The organism is Limnohabitans sp. T6-20, from assembly GCF_003063505.1.
Lineage (GTDB): Bacteria > Pseudomonadota > Gammaproteobacteria > Burkholderiales > Burkholderiaceae_C > Limnohabitans_A.
Window position 1 is genome coordinate 686,020 of sequence record NZ_NERW01000003.1, and the last position, 21,485, is coordinate 707,504.

The window sequence follows — 21,485 nt, forward strand, 5'->3', positions numbered from 1 at the left end:
CAGATCAGCTCTTCACTGGGCGGGGTGGCGGGATTGTAGTGAAAGAAAGTATCGCGTCAGTATTCAATTTGCTCGGGACTTACCCTGTGGCTGAATTTCTCTTTCGCAGTTCTTCCAGTTTGTCAGCAATTTTGATCTCCAAGCCCCTGCGCACTGGCCTGTAAAAACCAGGCTCGGCCATGCCATCGGGCAAATAGCGCTCCCCCGCAGCGAAGCCGCCCTCTTCGTCATGGGCATAGCGGTAGCCCTTGCCGTAGTCCAGGTCTTTCATCAACTTGGTTGGCGCATTGCGCAAATGCATGGGCACTGGGCGGGTGCCGTCTTTTTTGACAAAGGCTTTGGCTTCGTTGAAGGCTTTGTAGGCCGCATTGGATTTGGGCGCCATGGCCAAATAAATCACGCACTGCGCCAAGGTCAACTCGCCTTCGGGGCTGCCCAGTCGCTCGTACACATCGGCAGCGTCCAGCGCCATGCGCAGCGCTCGCGGATCGGCCAGCCCAATGTCTTCACTGGCCATCCGGATCAAACGGCGGGCCATGTAGCGAGGGTCTGCACCGCCGTCGAGCATGCGGACGAACCAATACAGTGCGGCATCGGGGTCGGAACCCCGCACCGATTTGTGCAAAGCGCTGATGGTGTCGTAGAACTGCTCGCCGCCTTTGTCGTACCGGCGCATGCGCTCGCCCAACACACGCATCAACCAAGCGTCTGTCACGGGGTCGATGGCCTCTTGTTTGGCGGCCATGGCCAAGGTTTCCAGCGTGTTGAGCAAACGCCGGGCATCGCCGTCGGCGTAGGCCAGCAGACGGGCCAGGGCCTCGGGCTCGATGGCGGGAATGGCCTTGATGGCTTGGGCCCGCACGACGATGTGTTGCAGGTCGTCCTCGGACAAGGGTTGCAGCACGTACACAGCCGCCCGTGAGAGCAAGGCCGAGTTCACCTCGAAAGACGGGTTTTCGGTGGTCGCGCCGATGAAGGTGAACAAACCGCTTTCCACATGCGGCAAGAACGCGTCTTGCTGGCTTTTGTTGAAGCGGTGCACCTCGTCCACAAACATGATGGTGCGTTGCGGGTGCAGACCGGTGCGGGCGGCCTCTGCTTTTTCAACCGCTTCGCGGATGTCCTTGACGCCCCCCAGCACCGCACTGATGCTGAGAAACTGCGCGTCAAACGCATCGGCCATCAAACGGGCGATGGTGGTTTTGCCCACACCGGGTGGCCCCCACAAAATGCAGCTGTGCGGCTGGCCCGACTCGAATGCCAGACGCAGCGCCATGCCCTCGCCCAGCAAATGTTGCTGACCAATCACCTCGCCCAAATGGCGTGGGCGCAAACGCTCCGCCAAAGGGGCATGGGGTGACAGGGGCTGGGTCATGGGCGGATCACATCCACCCCGGGTGGCGCACGAAAAACAAAAGCCTGAGCGGTCAAAGTGGGATTGAGCTCAAAAGCGGTGAAGGTCAGCACCGAGCGTTGACCCAGAGTGTCCTGCACATCCATGACCGCCAGTTCGGGGCCTTTGTCGGCCACGTGCAAACCGATCATCACGGTGCGGATCTGGCCTTCAGCGGCTTTGGGGGTTGCGCTGACCCATTGCAAGCCATCACGGTCGGGCTCGGCTTTGAACACGAAATCCGCTTTCAAGGCTTCCAGGTCAGAAGCGGCGGTGAGCAAAGCGGCAGGGGTGGAGCCCAACACCTGCGCCTGCTTGCGGGCCGTGACCTGATTCAGGTCCACATCGTGCAGCCACAGCGTCTGGCCATCGGCAACCAGGGTCTGCACAAAGGGTTTGCGGTAGTCGAACCGGAATTTGCCTGGCCTTTGAAACTCAAAACTGCCACTTGAAGTCTTGACGCGTGGCGGCTGACCGGCTTTGGACGGCGATGTGACTGACTGACTGAATTGGGCCCGTCCACTGCGGGCTTGTTTCATGAATTGCGTCAGAGAGTCCAGGCCATCGGCCGACACGGTCATCGCCCAGCACAGCCCTGAGGCCAAAAGCCCCAGCACCACTCGTCTGCGGGTACGGTCCAAACGGTTCATGTTCATTACTCTGCCCGAGCAGGCACCAAAATTTCGCGCTGGCCACTGCCGCTCATGCTGCTGACCAGACCGGCTTTTTCCATGTCCTCAACCAAACGGGCCGCGCGGTTGTAGCCAATCTTGAGATGGCGCTGAACCAGTGAAATACTGGCTTTGCGGTTTTTCAAAACCACCTCGACGGCTTGGTCGTACATGGGGTCTTTTTCGGCGCTATCGCCCTCACCCAACATGCCACCGTCGTCATCGACCGTGCCGCCTTCGAGCACACCCTCGATGTAGTCGGGCTCGCCCTGACTCTTAAGGTAGCTCACCACGCGGTGCACTTCTTCGTCACTGACAAAAGCACCGTGCACCCGAATCGGAAAACCCGTTCCTGAAGGCATGTAGAGCATGTCGCCCATGCCCAGAAGGGCTTCCGCGCCCATCTGGTCCAAGATGGTTCGGCTGTCGATCTTGCTGGACACCTGGAAGGCGATGCGGGTCGGGATATTGGCCTTGATCAGGCCGGTGATCACGTCCACGCTGGGGCGCTGCGTGGCCAAGATCAAATGGATACCAGCGGCACGGGCCTTTTGGGCCAGCCGTGCAATCAGCTCTTCGATCTTCTTGCCCACCACCATCATCAGGTCGGCCAGCTCGTCAATCACCACCACAATGTGCGGCAGGCGTTTGAGCGGTTCTGGATCGTCAGGCGTCAGGCTGAAAGGGTTGTAGATGAACTCTTCACGGGCGGTGGCTTCGTCTATTTTTTGGTTGTACCCGGCCAGATTGCGCACGCCCATTTTGCTCATCAGCTTGTAGCGCTTTTCCATCTCGGCCACGCACCAGTTCAGACCATGCGCCGCCTGCCGCATGTCGGTCACCACCGGTGCCAGCAGGTGCGGAATGCCTTCATAAACCGACATCTCCAGCATCTTGGGGTCGATCATCAAGAGACGCACATCGCGGGCTTCGGCCTTGTACAGCAAGGACAAAATCATGGCGTTGATACCCACCGACTTGCCCGAGCCGGTGGTACCGGCCACCAGCACGTGCGGCATCTTGGCCAGATCGGCCACCACCGGGTTGCCAATGATGTCTTTGCCCAAGCCCATGGTTAGCATGGACTTGGCTTCGTTGTAGACCTGCGAGCCCAAAATCTCGCTCAGTTTGATGGACTGCCGCTTGGCGTTGGGCAACTCCAAGGCCATGAAATTTTTACCCGGGATGGTTTCGATCACCCGGATGGACACCAAGCTGAGCGAGCGCGCCAGGTCTTTGGCCAGGTTCACTACCTGCGAACCCTTCACACCCGTGGCGGGTTCGATCTCGTAACGCGTGATCACCGGGCCCGGAGCGGCAGCGACCACACGCACTTCGACACCAAAGTCCTTGAGCTTTTTCTCAATCAGGCGGCTGGTCATCTCCAGCGTTTCGTGCGACACCGTTTCCTGGCGCAGCGTGATGGCATCGAGCAAGTCCACCTGGGGCAGCTTGCTGTCGGGCAGTTCGTTGAACAGTGGTTTTTGCTTTTCCTTGACCACCCGATCGCTGCGCGGCACATCGACAACGGCAGGCTCGATGACCATGGGTGCCGGAGGCGGCGCGGGAACAGGCACAGGTGCCAAATCCAATTGCCCTTCGGGGGCCTTCAACTGGTCCATGTCCCACTGTGGCTCGATGGCCTGCATGGGCGCCGATTGCTCGCGTTCACGCAAAGCCTGCTGGCCCAAGGCCATGTCTTCCTGAATTTCACGTTTCACATGGCGCGACTGGATCAAGGCGTCAATGCGCGCACCAACTTGCTCTGCCAACTGACCCCATGAAAAGCGAAACACCATCGCGACACCGGCCACGACCAGCGCAATGCCCATCAATGCAGCACCGGTAAAGCCCAACCAACGGACGCTGGTAGCCCCCACCAAATAGCCCACCACACCGCCACTGTGCCCTGGCAGATGGGTCTCCAGCCTATAAAGACGCGCCCATTCGATGCTGGCACTGGCAGAAACCAGAACCAGCAAACCGACCCAAAAAATCCAGCGGCTGCGTCGCCAATAAGCGGGCAATGTCGGCATGTCTTCGCCTGACGGGCCGCGCATCCAGCGGGCCAAGCCAACCAACCAGGCACGGCCAGCCGCCGCCAGGCACCACCAAGCGGAATAACCCAAGCCGAAATACGCCAAATCGGCCAACCAGGCGCCTGCTCGCCCCACCCAGTTGCGAACGGCCGGGCTACTGCCCGAGGTAGACCAAGCGGGATCGGAGGGCTGGTAACTCAAAAAAGCCAGCAGACACAGCAAAAGCAAAGCTCCGCCCAGCAAAAGGACGATTTCTTGCGCAAATCGCGACCAAACAGTCTGAGGCGCTTCAACCTCCGTGCCGCGGGCCGTGGGGTTGGTCAATGTGTGCAGTGAATAGGTCATAAATTAAGCCTCAAGCTTACCCGATCAAGCCGCCCTCAGACCGTACGGAAGCCCGTTGGAAACCCTGTCGGTTCGCTGCCTTTGGTGGTTTCTTACAATCACCCCATGCGATGCGATGCATCCACTTTGTCTTTTAACCGACCGATTAACCCGATTGCACACCATGTCCGCCACATCCAAACACGCCCAAGTCCTGATCCTCGGCTCTGGCCCTGCCGGTTACACCGCTGCTGTTTATGCCGCTCGCGCCAACCTGAAGCCCTTGTTGATCACCGGCATGGCGCAAGGTGGCCAGCTCATGACCACCACCGAAGTCGACAACTGGCCAGCCGACGTGCATGGCGTGCAAGGCCCTGAGCTGATGCAGCGCTTTCAGGAGCACGCAGAGCGCTTCAACACCGAAATCGTGTTCGACCACATCCACACAGTGAAGCTCGACCAGCGTCCGTTCACCCTGATTGGCGACAGCGGCACCTACACCTGTGACAGCCTGATCATTGCCACAGGCGCTTCGGCCAAATACCTGGGCTTGCCGTCCGAGACCGCCTTCATGGGCCGAGGCGTGAGCGGTTGCGCCACGTGCGACGGCTTTTTCTACCGCGAGCAACTGTGCTGCGTGGTGGGCGGCGGCAACACCGCCGTCGAAGAAGCCCTTTACCTCTCCAACATCGCCAGCACCGTCTATTTGATTCACCGCCGGGACAAATTCAAGGCCGAGCCCATCCTGGTGGACAAACTGATGGAAAAAGTGGCCGCAGGCAAGATCGTGCTCAAAACCTTCCAGACATTGGAAGAAGTGCTGGGCGACGCCTCCGGTGTGACCGGCGTGCGCCTGAAAAGCACGGTGGACGGTAGCCTGCAAGACATTGAACTCAAAGGCTGCTTCATTGCCATCGGCCACGCGCCCAACACCGAGATTTTCCAGGGCCAACTGGAACTGGAAAACGGCTACATCGTGACCCAGAGTGGTTTGAAGGGTTTTGCCACACAAACTTCGGTGCCCGGCGTGTTTGCGGCGGGTGACGTGCAAGACCACGTTTACCGCCAAGCCATCACCAGCGCGGGCACGGGCTGCATGGCGGCGCTGGATGCACAGCGCTTTTTGGAACAGAACAACGGTTGAGCGGGGTTCGCCAACTGCCAGGGTGAGCTGTTGCGCACCAGTTTAAAACCACTTGCTTGGGCATCATCCCGGACTTGGGGGTGTCTGCCGGGGTTCAGAGGCGCTTCGCTTTGCCACATCACCCCGACAGACACCCCCAATGTCCAATGAGCCGTCTCGGTTGAACCACCAGAGATGCAATCCGACTCAACGCCCGGTCATGACCACCGATTTCTGGTTATAATTCAAGGCTTTGCTGGATCTGCCCGGACTCTTTGACCGGGATCACAGAGACAGCGATCTGGGATACCGCCACCCATCTTGGCGAGGTGAGGCTGGAGCGCCAGGCCCCATGCAGACTGCATGAGACCCATCGGCACCGGCTGTTTTAAAAGTATCGGAGTGTCCACATGGCACGCGTTTGCGACGTAACGGGCAAAGGCCCAATGACGGGAAACAACGTTTCCCACGCCAACAACAAAACCAAGCGCCGGTTCCTGCCGAACCTGCAATACCGTCGTTTCTGGGTTGAAACAGAAAACCGTTGGGTGCGTCTGCGCGTTTCCAGCGCCGCTCTGCGCCTGATCGACAAAAATGGCATTGATGCCGTTCTCGCTGACCTGCGCGAACGCGGTCAAGCCTAAACCCAGAATATTAGGAGTCATACACCATGGCAACCAAAGGCGGACGCGAAAAAATCAAGCTGGAATCCACAGCTGGCACTGGTCACTTCTACACGACCAGCAAAAACAAGAAAACAATGCCCGAGAAAATGTCGATCATGAAGTTCGACCCCAAAGCTCGCAAGCACGTTGAATACAAGGAAATCAAGCTGAAGTAATTCGGCCTGATCCTTGCAAGAAAAACCCGCTGTCTACACAGCGGGTTTTTTTATGCCCGAAAGATGGGCGATGCTTCGGGGTCGTGTGGCTTGAGACTCTTGCGCCTTGGCCATGCTCAAGACTGAGCCTGTGCACGCCTTGTCGGCGCTGAGTCTCGGCCCTGCGAGGCAAAACCGGATGGCCTGTCGGTCAGTGGCTTCAACCACCATATGGGAAGCCGAATGCGCCAGAGCTCAAACGATCTATGACCAAAAGCAAACAGGGCCCGAAGGCCCTGTTTGCATGGGTGCTGAAAAGCTCAGGCGGTCTGGCGAACAGCGCGCAACTTCACGGAGAAGTCACGCAAAGCAGCGATACCGCTTTCTTCGGCCCGGCGGCACCAGGCTTGCAAATCGGCCGCCAGTTGCTCGCGTGAATGCGAGGTGTTGAGCCAGATCTGGGTCAGCTCTTCGCGCATTTGCACCATCTTGTCGAGTACGGGGCTCGCAGCGCGTGCTTGCTCGAGCTGCGCCTGTGCAGCGGCGGGCACTTTGGCTGTGTCACGGTGCAACCAACGCTGGGCAGCCTGTAAGGCATTGGCATCCAGCTTGAGCTTGCTGGCTTCTTGCTGCATCACCGCGCGCACATTGCGTGCGTAACCGGCCATCACTTCGTAGCGGTTGGCGATCAGGGCTTCGAGTGTCTTCTCGTCTGCGACAGGGCGAATGTCGCCATACGCCAAACGGGGAGCAGTCTTCTTGACGGTCGCCATGCCCAGGGTTTCGAGCACACGAATGTACAACCAACCGATGTCGAACTCGTAAGGCTTGACCGACAACTTGGCCGAGGTGGGGTAGGTGTGGTGGTTGTTGTGCAACTCTTCGCCGCCAATCAGGATGCCCCAAGGCGAAATGTTGGTGCTGGCGTCATGCGCCTCAAAGTTGCGGTAACCCCAATAATGGGCAGCACCGTTAATGATGCCTGCCGCCGTGATCGGGATCCAGGCCATTTGAACCGCCCAGACCGTCAGGCCCAGGAAACCAAACAAGGCCACGTCGATGATCAACATCAAAGCCACGCCTTGCCAAGAAAAGCGGGTGTACAAATTGCGCTCAATCCAGTCGTCGGGCGTACCGTGACCGTAGCGCTTCATGGTTTCCAGGTTCTTGGATTCCTTGCGGTACAGCTCAGCCCCGGTGAACAACACGGTCTTGATGCCGTGCACGTGCGGGCTGTGCGGGTCTTCGGCTTGCTCGCACTTGGCGTGGTGCTTGCGGTGAATGGCAGCCCACTCCTTGGTCACTTGGCCGGTGGTCAGCCACAGCCAGAATCGGAAGAAATGCGAGGGAATGGCATGCAGGTCCAAAGCGCGGTGCGCTTGGTGACGGTGCAGGAAAATCGTGACGCTGGCGATGGTGATGTGGGTCAGGCCCAAGGTGACCAACACCATTTGCCACCACGACAAATCGAACAGGCCATGGCCCATCCACTGAATCAAAGCATCCAAAAAAGCCCAATCAGGCAACAACATGAGTCTGTCTTTCTACGAGCGCCTGATTTCAGGCAATTTGTCGATTTTAAGTTTTCCGTCCTCAAAAGGACAGCTATTTCGGCCGAATCCGCACGCAACGCGTTTTAAATGATTACTTTCTAACCCACGCCGCAGCAAAAAAACCATCCGTGGCATGGCGATGAGGCCACAAACGCAAGAATGTGCCAGCAGGCAGATCTTCTGGTGCGACATCTTGTGGGGTCTGCGCCGATGGCGCAGGAGAACACAAGCTCGCTGCATCTGGCACCTTGAGTCGCTCCAGCTCTTGCGCCACGTTCAAGGGCACAAAGTCCGGGTTGGCGGCGCTGAAGGCTTGTGCGATCAGCTCATTTTCTTCGGGCAAGACGCTGCAAGTGGCGTAGACCAAACGGCCACCCGACTTGACCATGCGCGAAGCGCTTTGCAGAATAGCTTGCTGCTTCTCGGTCAACTCTTGCACAGCTTGGGGCTTTTGACGCCATTTCAAGTCGGGGTTGCGGCGCAAGGTGCCCAGGCCCGAACACGGTGCATCGACCAGCACGCGGTCGATCTTGCCCGCCAGGCGCTTGACGCGGTCGTCCCGCTCGTGCGCAATGGCGGCAGGATGGACATTGGACAAACCACTGCGAGCCATGCGGGGCTTGAGCGCATCCAGGCGGTGGCCCGACACGTCAAAGGCATACAGGCGACCCGTGCTGCGCATGGCAGCGCCCAGCGCCAGCGTTTTACCGCCCGCACCGGCGCAAAAGTCGACCACCATCTCGCCGCGGTGCGCGTCCACCAGCAAAGCCAGCAGCTGCGAGCCTTCGTCTTGCACCTCGATCGCGCCACGTGTGAACGCATCGGTCTTTTGCAGGGCGGGCTTGCCTTCGAGGCGCAAGCCCCAAGGGGAGTAAGGCGTGGGCGTGGACGAGATGCCGACTTGCGCCAACTCCTTTTGAATCTCGCTGCGTTTGGCTTGAAACATGTTGACCCGCAAATCGAGCGTGCCGGGTTGCTGCAGGTTCTCGGCCAAGGCCCAGAAATCGTCACCCAATTGGGCCTGCAAAGCCTGCGCCATCCACTCGGGCAGGTTGTGGCGGTGGGGGGCCATCAGGGCATCCACCGGAATGGCGTCGCACGTGGCCAGCCATTGTTTTTCGGTGTCGTTCAGGGCCGCTGCCAAAAAGTCACGCGGACCGAAAAACCCCAAAATGGCGAGCTTGCGCTCTTTGGGACCCGACCCGGAACGGGCCAATTGCTCAAACAGCAATTTCTTGCGCAAAACGGCAAAGGCCGTTTCGGCCAAGGTGGCCCGCTCACGCGGACCGAGCGAACGGTGTTCACGAAAATAGCGCGACACAACAGCGTCGGCAGGATGTTCAAATTGGAGAACCAGCCTGACCAAATCGGCACAGGCGTCTAAAAGGGCTTTTGGATGCATGGGGCGTATTGTCCCATCCCCGCCCTTGCAAATTGACCCCACACGCAGAAAGCACCCCATGTCCGAGCCACTTCCAACGTTGATCGAAACACCCAAAGGCCTGTATCGGCACTACAAAGGCGGCATGTACCGGGTGCTGGGCACCGTGCGCCACAGCGAAAGCCTGGAGCCCATGACGCTGTACCAAGCCCTTTATGGCGACCAAGGTCTGTGGGTGCGCCCTGCGGCCATGTTTGCGGATGTGGCCGAGTTCAACGGGACAGTCCAGCCCCGCTTCACCCGCACGGGGGACTGAGCCGGCGGCTGCAGGTGTCGTTCAGGGCAATGCCGCCAGAAATTGCGCCACTGCGCGGGGGTAAATCAGATGCTCTTGGCTCAGCACCCGTGCCGCCAAGGTGGACGCCGCGTCGTCCGCCAGCACAGGCACAACGGCCTGGGCCAAAATGCCGCCATGGTCCAGCTCGGCAGTCACTTGGTGCACCGTGGCGCCTGCAAACTGGCAACCCGCATCGATGGCGCGCTGGTGCGTATTGAGCCCTGGAAACGCCGGCAGCAAAGACGGATGAATATTGAGCAAACGGCCTTCGTAATGCGCCACAAATGCGGGCGTCAGGATGCGCATGAAACCCGCCAAAACCACCAATGCGGGAGAAAGCGGGTCAATCTCGGCCATCAAGGCCTGATCGAATGCTTCACGGCTGGCAAAGCCTTTGTGGTCCAGCACCGTTGTGGCAATGCCGTGGTCTTTGGCGAAACGCAGGCCCTCGGCGTCGGCACGGTTGCTGATCACAGCGGCGACCCGGGCATTCAAGCGCTCGCCCCAGCGGCCTTGCTCTGCAGCGCGCACGATGGCGGCCATGTTGGAGCCCGAGCCGGAAATCAAAATGACAATGTTTTTCATGGTTTGTGTCCGATTATCCCAGCACCGCTGTGCCCTTAAAACGGATCAACCAGCGCACCAAAAGCGCACGACTGGGCGCATTTTTGTCGCAACCAGGACAGGCCTGTGCCGACGGGGCGTGATAAAAAGCACGACCGTTTGATTTTGATGGCGCTGCTCATTGGCGCAGTCACCACCCCCACCGGAGAAAGTCCCCCATGGATTTGGCATTCACCCCCGAAGAACTCGCATTTCGCGATGAGATTCGCACCTGGGTCAAGGAAAACTTGCCCGCCGACATTTCACACAAAGTCCACAACGCCATGCGCCTGACGCGTGAGGACATGCAACGCTGGGCCAAGATTTTGGGCAAAAAAGGCTGGCTGGGCTGGGGTTGGCCCACAGAGTTTGGCGGCCCGGGCTGGGGCGCTGTGCAAAAGCATTTGTTTGAAGAAGAATGCGCCCTCGCCGGAGCACCCCGTGTCGTGCCTTTTGGCCCTGTCATGGTGGCACCGGTGATCATGGCTTTCGGCAACGCCGAACAGCACAAGCGCTTTTTGCCTGGCATCGCCAGCGGTGAAGTCTGGTGGAGCCAGGGCTACAGCGAACCGGGCTCCGGCTCGGACCTGGCCTCCCTCAAAACCCGCGCCGAGCGCGTGGGCGACAAATACATCGTCAACGGCCAGAAAACCTGGACCACCCTCGGCCAATACGGCGAGTGGATCTTCTGCCTGGTGCGCACCAGCACCGAAGGCAAACCGCAAACCGGCATTTCCTTCTTGCTGATCGACATGAAGTCGCCCGGCATCACCGTGCGCCCGATCAAGCTGCTCGACGGCGAATGCGAGGTGAACGAAGTCTGGTTTGACAACGTTGAAGTGCCCGCAGAAAACCTGGTCGGCGAAGAAAACAAAGGCTGGAACTACGCCAAGCACCTGCTGGCCCACGAGCGCACCAACATCGCCGATGTGAACCGCGCCAAGCGCGAACTCGAGCGCTTGAAGCGCATCGCCAAGGCCGAAGGCGTTTATGACGACCTGCGCTTCCGTGACGAAATCGCCAAGCTCGAAGTCGACATCGTGGCCCTCGAGATGTTGGTGCTGCGCGTGCTGTCCGCCGAAAAGTCGGGTAAAAACTCCCTCGACATCGCGGGTCTCCTGAAGATCAAGGGCAGCGAAATCCAGCAGCGTTACACCGAGCTGATGATGCAAGCCGCTGGGCCCTTTGCCCTGCCCTTCATCTTTGAAGCCATGGACGCAGGCTGGCAAGGCAACTTCCCCGGCGGCGTTTTGGCCAATGCGCCACTGGCCGCCAACTACTTCAACATGCGCAAGACCACCATTTATGGCGGCAGCAATGAAGTGCAACGCAACATCGTCGCGCAAACCGTGCTCGGCTAAGGAGAGACAAAGATGGATTTCGATTTTTCTGACGACCAAGAACAACTGCGCGACGCGGTGCGCAAATGGGTGGACAAGGGCTACGACTTCGAGCGTCGCCGAGCCATCGTGGCCGCTGGCGGTTTTGACCGCGCTGCCTACTCCGAGCTGGCCGAGCTGGGCCTGACAGGTCTGTACGTGAGCGAAGAGCACGGTGGCATGGGCATGGGCCCGACCGAAGCCATGGTGACCATGGAAGAACTCGGCCGCGGCATCGTGCTCGAACCCCTGACCCAAACCCTGATCACCAGCGCCACGCTGCAAACCCACGCGCCTGCAGCACTGCAGTCCGCCTGGCTGCCCCGCATGGCCGCAGGCGAAGCGATCGTGGTCCTGGCCCACCAAGAACGTGGCGCACGCTACCAACTGAACCGATGCGCGGCGCAGGCCAGCGAGTCGGGCGGTCAATGGACCGTGACAGGCACCAAGAGCGTGGTGGCCGCAGGCGACCAGGCGGATGCTTATGTGGTTCCCGCCATGGTGAATGGCCAAAATGGGGCCAGCTTGGCCCTGTTCCTGGTGGAGCGCAGCGCCAGCAGCGTGAGCACCCAGGCCTACGTCACGCAAGACGGTTCACGCGCCGCCGAAGTCGTGCTGAACAAAGCCCCCGCACAACTGATCACCCTGAACGGCATGACCGCCCTCGAAGAAGCTGTGGACATTGGCATCGCCTGTGTGTGCGCCGAAGCGGTGGGTGTGATGGACAAGACTTTGGCCATCACCGTCGAGTACATGAACACGCGCAAGCAATTTGGCGTGGCCATTGCCAGCTTCCAGGCGCTGCGCCACCGCGTGGCCGACATGAAGATGCAGCTGGAACTGGGCCGCTCCATGAGCTACTACGCCACGCTGAAGCTGCACGCGCCCGCCGAAGAGCGTCGCCGCGCCATGGCCCGTGCCAAATACCAACTGGGCACCTCCATGCGTTTCATCGGCCAACAAGCTGTGCAGCTGCACGGCGGCATTGCCGTGACGGACGAATACATCGTGAGCCACTACTTCAAGAAATTGACGCAGCTGGACATGACCTTTGGCGACAGCCTGCACCAGTTGGGTGAAGTGTCAGCCCGGATGCAAGACACCGCAGGCGTGTTTGCCTGAGGTACCTTGTGGGAGGCCGCCCCCGCGGCCGAACGGTGTTTCTGAAAAGCAGACATTCGCGAGCAGGGGCTCGCTCCCACACGGTTCACTCCGGGTCACGCACCCGCAAAAAAGAAGCAAACCGTGGCAAGCCCGATGGGGTGCGGTCCCGGTAACGGTAAGTCACCCAGGCCCCAACAGGTGGAGGAACGCGGCGCAGAGCGTCACTCAAACCCGATCCCAGAGCAAACCGCTGGCCCGTGGGCATCTGCAGCAGCAAGGCACCTGTCATGCCCTGCAAACGGCCTTTGCCCGCCTGGTAGCCCACCACCAAGCCTTCTTCGTCGGGTTCGGGTTTGAGTTTGTACAGCGCATCGGTGCGCCCTGAACGCCAAAGGGCGTCGGCACGGTGCAGCACCAGCCCCTCACCGCCTTGCGCGACTGTTTGGCGCAAACGCGCTTGCAAGGCCTGAGCGCCATCCACAGCCGCTTGCGCCACAGGCGAGAGCCAGGGCACGCCCGCAGCATCCAGCGTGTCTTGAAGCTCACGCACCCGCTCGGCAAACGGTGCGGCATGACCGGGCACATCAAACACCAGGTATTTCACCGCACGCCAAGCCTCGTCATCGGGCACCGCTTTGCGCACCACGCCCGACAAACGATCAAACTGCCCCCGCCCCATCCAGAGTTCACCGTCCAGTGGGTTCGAGGGCAAGGCCGAGGCAAACCACGCGGGAGCGGTCAGAACGCGTCCACTGCGAAAGCGCAACACCTGTCCGTCCCAGACCGCGCGCACGCCGTCGAATTTTTCACTCACCAAAAAGCCTTGTGGCGAACGACCAGGGGGCCAAGTGGTCGCCAATTGCACGGGGGCTTCATCGGCCAAGGCCACAGGTGCAAGCCAGGGGCTGATGACCAACACCCCCAAGGCTTGCCGCCGGGTCAGGCCCTGCCCCGGCGCTGCGTCATCGGCCTGTGTGTGGCCCTGTGTTGGGGTTCGCATGGTGTGTCTCCCTGAGGGCTCAGGATCTTGAACCCCGGCCTTTTGTTTTCAAAAAGCCATGATGCGACCGTTTGCCCACCAGTGCAAGCGCCCCGTCGGGGCCTGCCGCGTCAGCCCATCAAACGGGAATTTTTGGGCACATGCGCCATCAAAAAGGCCATCTGGTCAGACAGAATGCGGCGGTTGCGCAGGATGAAGTCCTCCCACAGGCTGGGGATGTACGGCGCATACAGCAGCGGCATGCGGGCCTGCTCGGGGGTGCGGTTGCTTTTGCGGTGGTTGCACGAACGGCAGGCCGTGACCACATTCATCCAGTGGTCAGGGCCGCGCTGCGCCAGCGGCACAATGTGCTCGCGGGTCAGATCTGCCTCATGGAAATGCCCGCCGCAATAAGCGCACACATTGCGGTCACGCACAAACAATTTGGTGTTGGTCAAGCCGGAGCGCATCTCAAACGGGTTGATGCGCGGCACGCCCTGGGTGCCGATGATGCTGTTGACGGTGATGATGGATTGCTCGCCCGTCAGCGCGTTGTGGCCGCCATGAAAAACCGCCACTTGCTGGCCCGCCTCCCAGCGCACCTCATCGGCGGCGTAGTGGGTGACCGCCTGCTCCAGTGTGATCCACGATTGCGGCAGCCCTTGGGCCGAGAGTTTCAAAACCTTCACAGACGCCTCCATCCAACAGTTCAAAGACCACTGACACGAAAAGTTCCGTCTCGATCCTGCGCCACCGGCATGGGGCCACGGTTGGGAGGATCGGGCTCAGTCACAATATACCCTCTTACATTGACAAAACCGTGAAGCTTGGCGCATGGCCAGCTGACCGGACAGGACACCCCAAACAACATGAAGGTTTTTCGCGGCTTCCAACACCCTGACCTGGCCCCGGCCTGCGCCCTGACCATCGGCAACTTCGATGGCGTGCACCGTGGGCACCAGGCCATGCTGGCGCTTTTGCGCAGCGAGGCAGCCCACCGGGGCGTGCCCAGCTGCGTGATGACTTTCGAGCCCCATCCGCGTGATTACTTTGCCAAGGCCCTCAACAAGCCTGAGCTGGCCCCGGCCCGCATCGCCACCTTGCGCGACAAGCTGCAAGAGCTGGAACGCTGCGGTGTCGACCAGGTGGTGGTGGTGCCCTTCGATGCCGAATTGGCCAGCCAATCGGCCGAAGACTTCATCCAACAGGTGCTGGTGCGAGGCCTAGGAGTGCGCTATGTGCTGGTGGGCGACGATTTCCGCTTTGGTGCCAAACGCGCTGGCGACTACACCATGCTCGACGCCGCCGGGCAAAAGCTGGGCTTTGATGTGGCCCGCATGAACAGCTACGAAGTGCATGGCCTGCGGGTGTCCAGCTCGGCCGTGCGCGAAGCCCTGGGCCAGGGCCGATTGCAAGACGTGCAGGCACTGCTGGGCCGCCCCTACAGCATCAGCGGCCATGTGGTGCACGGGCGCAAGCTCGGGCGCGAGCTGGCCGCCACCGCCCAGGGCGCGGGTGACGGTTTTCGCACTCTGAATTTGCGCTTTTCGCACTGGAAGCCCGCCGCCAGCGGCATCTTTGTGGTGCAGGTGCACGGCCTGGCCGAGCAACCCTTGCGCGGCGTCGCCAACCTGGGCATACGCCCCTCTCTCGACCCGAATGACGTCAACGGCGGGCGCGTGCTGCTGGAGACCCATGCCTTCGACTGGCCCGCCCATCTGGGGGCCGAGGGGGGCTACGGTAAAATCATCCGCGTGGATCTGCTGCACAAACTACACGACGAGCTCAAATACGACGGTCTGGACGCCCTGACAAAGGGCATCGCCAAAGACTGCGAGGACGCACAGGCGTGGTTTGCCTCCCGCCACGGCGAAACCAGCCGCCAGACCACCCGCGACCGAATTTGACGCTCACCCGTCCCGGCGTCGACATTGGCAATGCCTCTGCGCCACACCTCCTCGGGCCGGTTTGCACTGCCCACCTTTTGCTCCCAGCGGCTTGATGGCCGCGCTCTCGGATTCCTCTCATGTCTGAACAAAACAACGCCCCCAGCACCGCATCCGGCACCGATTACCGGGCCACGCTGAACCTGCCGGACACCCCCTTCCCGATGCGCGGCGACCTGCCCAAGCGCGAGCCGGGCTGGGTGAGCGGCTGGAACGACGGCGGCCTCTACAAAAAACTGCGCGCTGCCCGCCAGGGTGCACGGCTGTTCGTGCTGCACGATGGCCCACCCTATGCCAACGGCAAACTGCACATCGGCCACGCACTCAACAAAGTGCTCAAAGACATGATCGTCAAGTCCAAGCAGCTCGCTGGCTTTGACGCGCAATACATCCCCGGCTGGGACTGCCACGGCCTGCCGATCGAAAACGCCATCGAAAAACTACACGGCCGCAACCTGAGCCGTGACGACATGCAGGCCAAAAGCCGCGCCTTTGCCACCGAGCAGATCAACCAGCAGCGTGAAGACTTCAAGCGCCTGGGCGTGCTGGGCGACTGGGAGCGCCCTTACCGCACCATGGACTTCGCCAACGAGGCCGGTGAAATCCGCGCTTTCAAACGCGTGATCGAGCGCGGCTTTGTCTACCGTGGCCTCAAGCCCGTGTACTGGTGCTTTGACTGCGGCTCGTCGCTGGCCGAGTTCGAGATCGAATACGCCGACAAAAAGAGCGACACGTTGGACGTGGCTTTTGAAGCCGACAACAACGCCGCGCTGGCCGCCGCCTTTGGCCTGCCCAAACTGCCCGGCGAAGACAGCAAAAAAGCCTTTGCCGTCATTTGGACCACGACCGCCTGGACCATCCCGGCCAACCAAGCGCTCAACGCCCATCCCGAGCTGGAATACGCCCTGGTGGACACACCCCGTGGCGTGTTGATGCTGGCCGCGAGCCTGGTCGAGAAATGCCTGGAACGCTACAAGCTCGAAGGTTCTGTGATTGCCACCGCTGTGGGCGAGAAGCTGCGCGGTCTGGTGTTCCGCCACCCACTGCACGATACCGTGACCGCCGAAGAAGGTGGTGAATACAGCTACCGCCGCAAATCACCGCTGTACCTGGCCGAGTACGTCACCGCCACCGACGGCACCGGTATCGTGCATTCGTCGCCCGCCTACGGCGTGGACGACTTCAACTCCTGCGTGGCGAACGGCTTGAAATACGACGATATCCTCAACCCCGTGCAAGGTAACGGCGTCTATGCGCAAGAGCTGCCTTTCTTTGGCGGTCAGCACATCTGGAAAGCCTGCGCCCGCGTGATCGAGGTGCTGGGCCAAAGCGACCGCCTGATGGCCACGGTGGAAATCACCCACAGCTACCCGCACTGCTGGCGCCACAAGACGCCCGTCATCTACCGCGCTGCCGCCCAGTGGTTTGTGCGCATGGACGAGGGCGAGGGCGTGTTCACCCAAGACAAAGCCCCCAAGACCCTGCGCCAGCTGGCGCTGGACGCCATCGAGCAAACCCAGTTCTACCCGGAAAACGGCAAGACCCGCCTGCGCGACATGATCGCCAACCGCCCTGACTGGTGCATCTCGCGCCAACGCAGCTGGGGCGTGCCCGTGCCGTTTTTCCTGCACAAGGACAGCGGCGAGCTGCACCCGCGCACCATGGAAATCCTGGACCAAGCCGCTGACATCGTGGAAAAAGGCGGCATCGAAGCCTGGAGCCGCGTGACGGTGGAAGAAATTTTGGGTGCAGCCGATGCACCGCACTACAGCAAGAGCACCGACATTCTGGAAGTCTGGTTCGATTCGGGTTCTACCTTCCAGCATGTGCTGCGTGGCAGCCACAAAGACGCTTACGGCGTGCCGCCTTTCCACAGCACACCGGACAATTCCAGCCCTGAAGCCGACCTGTACCTGGAAGGCCATGACCAGCACCGCGGCTGGTTCCACAGCTCGCTGCTGCTGGGCTGCGCCTTGTACGACCGCGCCCCTTACCGGGGCCTGTTGACCCACGGCTTTGCCACCGACGGCCAAGGCCGCAAGATGAGTAAAAGCTTGGGCAACACCGTCGAGCCGCAAACCATCACGAGCAAAATGGGTGCCGAAATCGTGCGCCTGTGGGTGGCCAGCACCGACTACTCAGGTGACCTGAACATCGACGACAAGATCCTGGCCCGTGTGGTCGACGCCTACCGCCGCATCCGCAACACCCTGCGCTTTTTGATGGCCAACGTGAGTGACTTCGACCCGGCCACCGACACCGTGCCCGACGACCAGCTGCTGGAAATCGACCGCTTTGCCTTGGCCCGCGCTGCCCAGTTGCAGGCCGACATCCGCGCCCACTTCGACATGTACGAGTTCCACCCCGTGGTGTCCAAGCTGCAAATCTATTGCTCGGAAGACCTGGGTGCGTTTTATCTGGACGTGCTCAAGGACCGCCTATACACCACAGCGCCCAAGTCGCTGGCACGCCGCAGCGCACAAACCGCTTTGTGGCGCATCACCCACGGCATGCTGCGCTGGATGGCACCGTTCTTGTCCTTCACGGCCGAAGAGGCCTGGAGCACCTTTGGCAGCTCCGAGTCCATCTTCATGGAAACCTTCGGCGACTTTGGCTCGGCCGATGCGGCGCTGTTGGCCAAGTGGCATGACATCATCCAGGTTCGTGATATCGCTAATAAGAAAATTGAAGAAAAACGTGTTGAAGGGCAAGTGGGCGCATCACTGCAAGCCGAATTGCTCATCGAATGTGACTCACCCGTTTTCCAAGAACTCGCTTCACTTGGTGAAGACCTGAAGTTCATCTTCATCACATCAAAGGTCACGCTCAAGCAAGTGGCAGGTAAGGGGCTGACCGTCACCGTGACGCCCAGCCAAGCCACCAAATGCGAGCGCTGTTGGCACTACGCCGACGATGTCGGCCAGGATGCGGCGCACCCTACCATTTGCGGCCGCTGCGTGAGCAACCTGCATGGCGCGGGCGAAACACGCCTCGTTGCCTGACCCTCAACACCCGGCAAAGAACAAGGCAAGCCCATGGCCAGCTCCAAAAAATTCGGCAAAGGCAGCTCCAGCAAAAACCAAAGCATGGTGCTCTGGCTGGGCATCGCCTTGCTGGTGCTGCTGATTGACCAGTTCACCAAAGTGCTGGTGCTGGGCGCTTTTCAGCTGGGTGACAGCACGCCCATCACCGGTTTTTTCAACTTGGTGCGGGTGCACAACCACGGCGCGGCATTTTCGTTTTTGGCCAGCGCTGGTGGGTGGCAGCGTTGGTTCTTCACGGGCATCGGCGTGGTGGCAGCACTGTTCATGCTGTGGATGCTGCGCTCCCATGCAGGGCAAAAACTCTTCAGCCTGGCCATCGCCCTGATTTTGGGCGGCGCCATTGGCAACGTGGTGGACCGCCTGCTGCACGGCTACGTGGTCGACTTTCTCGACTTTTACTGGGGCGCTTGGCACTTCCCGGCTTTCAACGTGGCCGACAGCGCCATCAGCGTGGGCGCAGCCTTGCTGATCCTGGATGAAATCTTGCGGGTGCGGCGCGGTCGCTGACCGCCCCCCCGACATTCGGCCGCAGGGGCGGCCTCCCACAAATACCACCAAGCCACCGCTGATCCTGCTGGCCTTGGCCAATGACCATTGGCCCTTGGCTGTTTGGCTTTTGTGGGAGCGAGCCCCTGCTCGCGAAGGTATTTACAAAGTGATGATCGTGCAGCCTGTGGTCTTGCGCGCTTCCAGGGCGATGTGCGCATCCTGGATGTTGGCCAACGGGAAGGTCTGGTCGATGTGGATCTTGACCTTGCCGCTCGTCACCGCTTCAAACAAATCATCGGCCATCTCTTGCGTGCTTTCACGCGTGGTGATGTGGCTGAACAAGGTTTGGCGCGTCACATACACCGAGCCCTTGGGGCCAAGGATGCCGGGCGCAAACGGGGCCACAGGGCCCGACGCGTTGCCAAAGCTGGCCATCAGGCCAAACGGGGCCAAGCAGTCAAGCGACTTGTCCCAGGTGTCTTTGCCCACCGAGTCGTAAACCACCTTGACGCCCTTGCCACCCGTGATTTCTTTGACCTTGGCCTGGAAGTCTTCGGTCGAATAGTTGATGCAGAACTCGGCGCCGTTGGCCAGGGCCAACGCACACTTGGCGTCACTGCCCGCTGTGCCGATCAGGCGCAAGCCCAAGGCCTTGGCCCACTGGCAAGCGATCAGGCCCACACCACCTGCTGCGGCGTGGAAGAGCACAAAGTCACCCGCTTTCAGGCCGCCTTGGGGCAGCGTGCGCTTGAGCAAATATTGCGCTGTCAGACCCTTGAGCATCATGGCCGCGCCCGTCTCGAACGAGATCGCATCGGGCAGCTTGCACACGCACTTGGCGGGCATCACTCGCACTTCACAGTAGCTGCCGGGCGGCTGGCTGGCATAGGCGGCGCGGTCACCCACTTTAAGGTGCGTGACGCCCTCGCCCACGGCTTCGACCACGCCCGAGCCTTCCATGCCCAGCTTGAGCGGCATGGGCAGCTGGTACAGGCCGCTGCGCTGGTAGACGTCGATGAAGTTCAGGCCGATGGCCTTGTGGCGGATGCGGATCTCGCCGGGGCCGGGTTCACCCACGGTCACATCGACCAGTTTCATGACTTCGGGACCGCCGTGTTGGTCGATCTGGACTGCAAGGCTCATGGAATTCTCCTAAGGGTGAAAGCAAACGATGCGTGACTTTGCCACGAAATCCATGACCCAGCGAACCCGAAGGACAGCTGCGCGACAGCGGGAAAACCCGAACCCCGATACAGTGCCGCATGTCCCAAAAACTCTCCCCGGTCACCGCCTTGTTGCTGACGGTGCCGCCGCTCATGTGGGCGGGCAATGCCGTGGTTGGCCGCCTGGTCACCGACCTGGTCCCGCCGATCACGCTCAATTTTTTGCGCTGGTTCGTGGCGCTGTTCATCTTGCTGCCCCTGGCCTGGAAGGTGCTGCGCCCGGGCAGCGGTCTGTGGTCACACTGGCGGCGCTTTGGGCTGCTGAGCCTGTTGGGCGTGGGCTGCTACAACGCGCTGCAGTACCTGGCGCTGCAAACTTCGACGCCACTCAACGTGACCCTGGTCGCGGCCAGCGGGCCATTTTGGATGCTGGTCATCGGCGCCCTGTTCTTCAAAGCCCCGGTGCGGCGCATGCAGCTGGTGGGCGCGATGCTGTCCATCAGCGGCGTGCTGGTGGTGCTCTCGCGCGGCCAATGGGCTGAGCTGTTGGCCGTGCGGCTGGTGGCGGGCGACATGTACGTCCTGCTGGCCACGGCGTGCTGGTCTTTCTACAGCTGGCTGCTCAGCCGCCGCGATGAGCCAGACGCCATCCGCAACGACTGGGCGGCCTTTTTGCTAGGGCAAGTGGTGTTTGGCCTGGGCTGGTCGGGCCTGTTTGCCGGACTGGAGTGGACCTTCACCGACGCCCACATCGTGTGGGGCTGGCCTTTGATCGCCACGCTGGCCTTTGTGGCCGTGGGCCCGGCCGTGCTGGCCTACCGCTGCTGGGGCCTGGGCATCCAGCAGGCAGGCCCAGCGGTGGCGGGCTTTTTTGCCAACCTCACGCCGTTGTTTGCGGCGGTGTTGTCGGCCGCGTTCTTGGGCGAGCTGCCGCACCTGTACCACGTGGCGGCGTTTTCGCTGATTGTGGGCGGGATTGTGGTGTCGGCCAGGCAATGAGCCGCAAGGGTTTTGCTCAGCTGCATCTGGAATTTTTGAAGTTGATGCTTGCTGCGATAACTAGCGGAAATTTTTTAGAAAGACTGATTTGCAGCGAATGCTGCCGTTGCAAATGGTCTCGGCTTGATTCGGTTTCAG

At 60.7% G+C, this 21,485-nt stretch carries 19 protein-coding genes; 10 read left to right on the forward strand and 9 right to left on the reverse strand.

All coding sequences use genetic code 11. The annotated features are described in order from the left end of the window. Positions 1-79 precede the first annotated feature (79 nt). From B9Z33_RS13980 to B9Z33_RS13990, 3 genes are read right to left on the reverse strand one after another with little or no spacing between them, the layout of a single operon-like run. Complete coding sequence (locus B9Z33_RS13980; RefSeq protein WP_108287612.1) at positions 80-1,375, reverse strand: replication-associated recombination protein A; 1,296 nt, start codon at positions 1,373-1,375, stop codon at positions 80-82. Further along, positions 1,372-2,049, reverse strand: a complete 678-nt coding sequence (gene lolA, locus B9Z33_RS13985) for an outer membrane lipoprotein chaperone LolA (protein WP_369916752.1) — start codon at positions 2,047-2,049, stop codon at positions 1,372-1,374. Before lolA ends, B9Z33_RS13980 begins: the two co-directional genes overlap by 4 nt. Next, a complete protein-coding gene (locus tag B9Z33_RS13990) occupies positions 2,049-4,448 on the reverse strand; it encodes a DNA translocase FtsK (RefSeq protein ID WP_108287613.1) in 2,400 nt (799 codons plus the stop codon). Before B9Z33_RS13990 ends, lolA begins: the two co-directional genes overlap by 1 nt. 163 nt (positions 4,449-4,611) lie before the next feature. Here B9Z33_RS13990 and trxB point away from each other — a divergent pair, with 163 nt between their 5' ends. The 3 genes from trxB to rpmG all read left to right on the forward strand — a co-directional run bounded on the left by trxB (position 4,612) and on the right by rpmG (position 6,391). After that, positions 4,612-5,571, forward strand: a complete 960-nt coding sequence (trxB, locus tag B9Z33_RS13995) for a thioredoxin-disulfide reductase (RefSeq protein WP_108287903.1) — start codon at positions 4,612-4,614, stop codon at positions 5,569-5,571. Positions 5,572-5,960: 389 nt separating this feature from the next. Continuing rightward, a complete protein-coding gene (gene rpmB / locus B9Z33_RS14000) occupies positions 5,961-6,194 on the forward strand; it encodes a 50S ribosomal protein L28 (protein ID WP_019430503.1) in 234 nt (77 codons plus the stop codon). Positions 6,195-6,220: 26 nt separating this feature from the next. Next, the gene (gene rpmG / locus B9Z33_RS14005; RefSeq protein WP_006298735.1) at positions 6,221-6,391 is read left to right on the forward strand and encodes a 50S ribosomal protein L33; all 171 of its coding nucleotides are present in this window, start codon (positions 6,221-6,223) and stop codon (positions 6,389-6,391) included. A gap of 299 nt (positions 6,392-6,690) precedes the next feature. Here rpmG and B9Z33_RS14010 read toward each other — a convergent pair whose 3' ends face one another. Together B9Z33_RS14010 and B9Z33_RS14015 are read right to left on the reverse strand one after the other, a co-directional pair. Beyond that, positions 6,691-7,902, reverse strand: coding sequence for an acyl-CoA desaturase (locus B9Z33_RS14010; RefSeq protein WP_108287614.1), 1,212 nt, complete (start codon positions 7,900-7,902; stop codon positions 6,691-6,693). A gap of 112 nt (positions 7,903-8,014) precedes the next feature. Further along, positions 8,015-9,325 (reverse strand): RsmB/NOP family class I SAM-dependent RNA methyltransferase, encoded by a 1,311-nt coding sequence (locus B9Z33_RS14015; protein ID WP_108287615.1) that lies wholly within the window; start codon positions 9,323-9,325, stop codon positions 8,015-8,017. A gap of 58 nt (positions 9,326-9,383) precedes the next feature. Between B9Z33_RS14015 and B9Z33_RS14020 the strand changes: the two genes are divergently transcribed. After that, on the forward strand, positions 9,384-9,620 hold the full coding sequence (locus B9Z33_RS14020) for a DUF1653 domain-containing protein (protein WP_108287616.1): 237 nt from the start codon (positions 9,384-9,386) through the stop codon (positions 9,618-9,620). A gap of 21 nt (positions 9,621-9,641) precedes the next feature. On the opposite strand, the gene purN is transcribed toward B9Z33_RS14020, so the two are convergent. Beyond that, a complete protein-coding gene (purN, locus tag B9Z33_RS14025; protein ID WP_108287617.1) occupies positions 9,642-10,226 on the reverse strand; it encodes a phosphoribosylglycinamide formyltransferase in 585 nt (194 codons plus the stop codon). Positions 10,227-10,423: 197 nt separating this feature from the next. Here purN and B9Z33_RS14030 point away from each other — a divergent pair, with 197 nt between their 5' ends. Both B9Z33_RS14030 and B9Z33_RS14035 read left to right on the forward strand, forming a co-directional pair. Next, positions 10,424-11,605 (forward strand): acyl-CoA dehydrogenase family protein, encoded by a 1,182-nt coding sequence (locus B9Z33_RS14030; RefSeq protein ID WP_108287618.1) that lies wholly within the window; start codon positions 10,424-10,426, stop codon positions 11,603-11,605. Positions 11,606-11,617: 12 nt separating this feature from the next. Then, the gene (locus B9Z33_RS14035; protein ID WP_108287619.1) at positions 11,618-12,745 is read left to right on the forward strand and encodes an acyl-CoA dehydrogenase family protein; all 1,128 of its coding nucleotides are present in this window, start codon (positions 11,618-11,620) and stop codon (positions 12,743-12,745) included. An 85-nt stretch (positions 12,746-12,830) separates the two neighbouring features. Here B9Z33_RS14035 and B9Z33_RS14040 read toward each other — a convergent pair whose 3' ends face one another. Together B9Z33_RS14040 and B9Z33_RS14045 are read right to left on the reverse strand one after the other, a co-directional pair. Continuing rightward, the gene (locus B9Z33_RS14040) at positions 12,831-13,727 is read right to left on the reverse strand and encodes a DNA ligase (RefSeq protein ID WP_108287620.1); all 897 of its coding nucleotides are present in this window, start codon (positions 13,725-13,727) and stop codon (positions 12,831-12,833) included. A 110-nt stretch (positions 13,728-13,837) separates the two neighbouring features. After that, a complete protein-coding gene (locus B9Z33_RS14045; protein WP_108287904.1) occupies positions 13,838-14,395 on the reverse strand; it encodes an HNH endonuclease in 558 nt (185 codons plus the stop codon). A 180-nt stretch (positions 14,396-14,575) separates the two neighbouring features. Between B9Z33_RS14045 and B9Z33_RS14050 the strand changes: the two genes are divergently transcribed. The 3 genes from B9Z33_RS14050 (at position 14,576) to lspA (ending at position 19,203) form a co-directional block, all read left to right on the forward strand. Then, a complete protein-coding gene (locus tag B9Z33_RS14050) occupies positions 14,576-15,613 on the forward strand; it encodes a bifunctional riboflavin kinase/FAD synthetase (RefSeq protein WP_108287905.1) in 1,038 nt (345 codons plus the stop codon). Positions 15,614-15,732: 119 nt separating this feature from the next. After that, positions 15,733-18,654: an isoleucine--tRNA ligase gene (gene ileS, locus B9Z33_RS14055; RefSeq protein ID WP_108287621.1), complete on the forward strand. Its 2,922-nt coding sequence runs from the start codon at positions 15,733-15,735 to the stop codon at positions 18,652-18,654. A gap of 33 nt (positions 18,655-18,687) precedes the next feature. Further along, on the forward strand, positions 18,688-19,203 hold the full coding sequence (lspA, locus tag B9Z33_RS14060) for a signal peptidase II (protein WP_108287622.1): 516 nt from the start codon (positions 18,688-18,690) through the stop codon (positions 19,201-19,203). A gap of 141 nt (positions 19,204-19,344) precedes the next feature. Here the strand turns inward: lspA and B9Z33_RS14065 are convergent, their stop codons facing one another. After that, entirely contained in the window at positions 19,345-20,328 is a 984-nt protein-coding gene (locus B9Z33_RS14065) for a quinone oxidoreductase (protein ID WP_108287623.1), read from the reverse strand. A gap of 119 nt (positions 20,329-20,447) precedes the next feature. Between B9Z33_RS14065 and B9Z33_RS14070 the strand changes: the two genes are divergently transcribed. After that, complete coding sequence (locus B9Z33_RS14070; protein ID WP_108287624.1) at positions 20,448-21,347, forward strand: DMT family transporter; 900 nt, start codon at positions 20,448-20,450, stop codon at positions 21,345-21,347. Positions 21,348-21,485 lie beyond the last annotated feature (138 nt).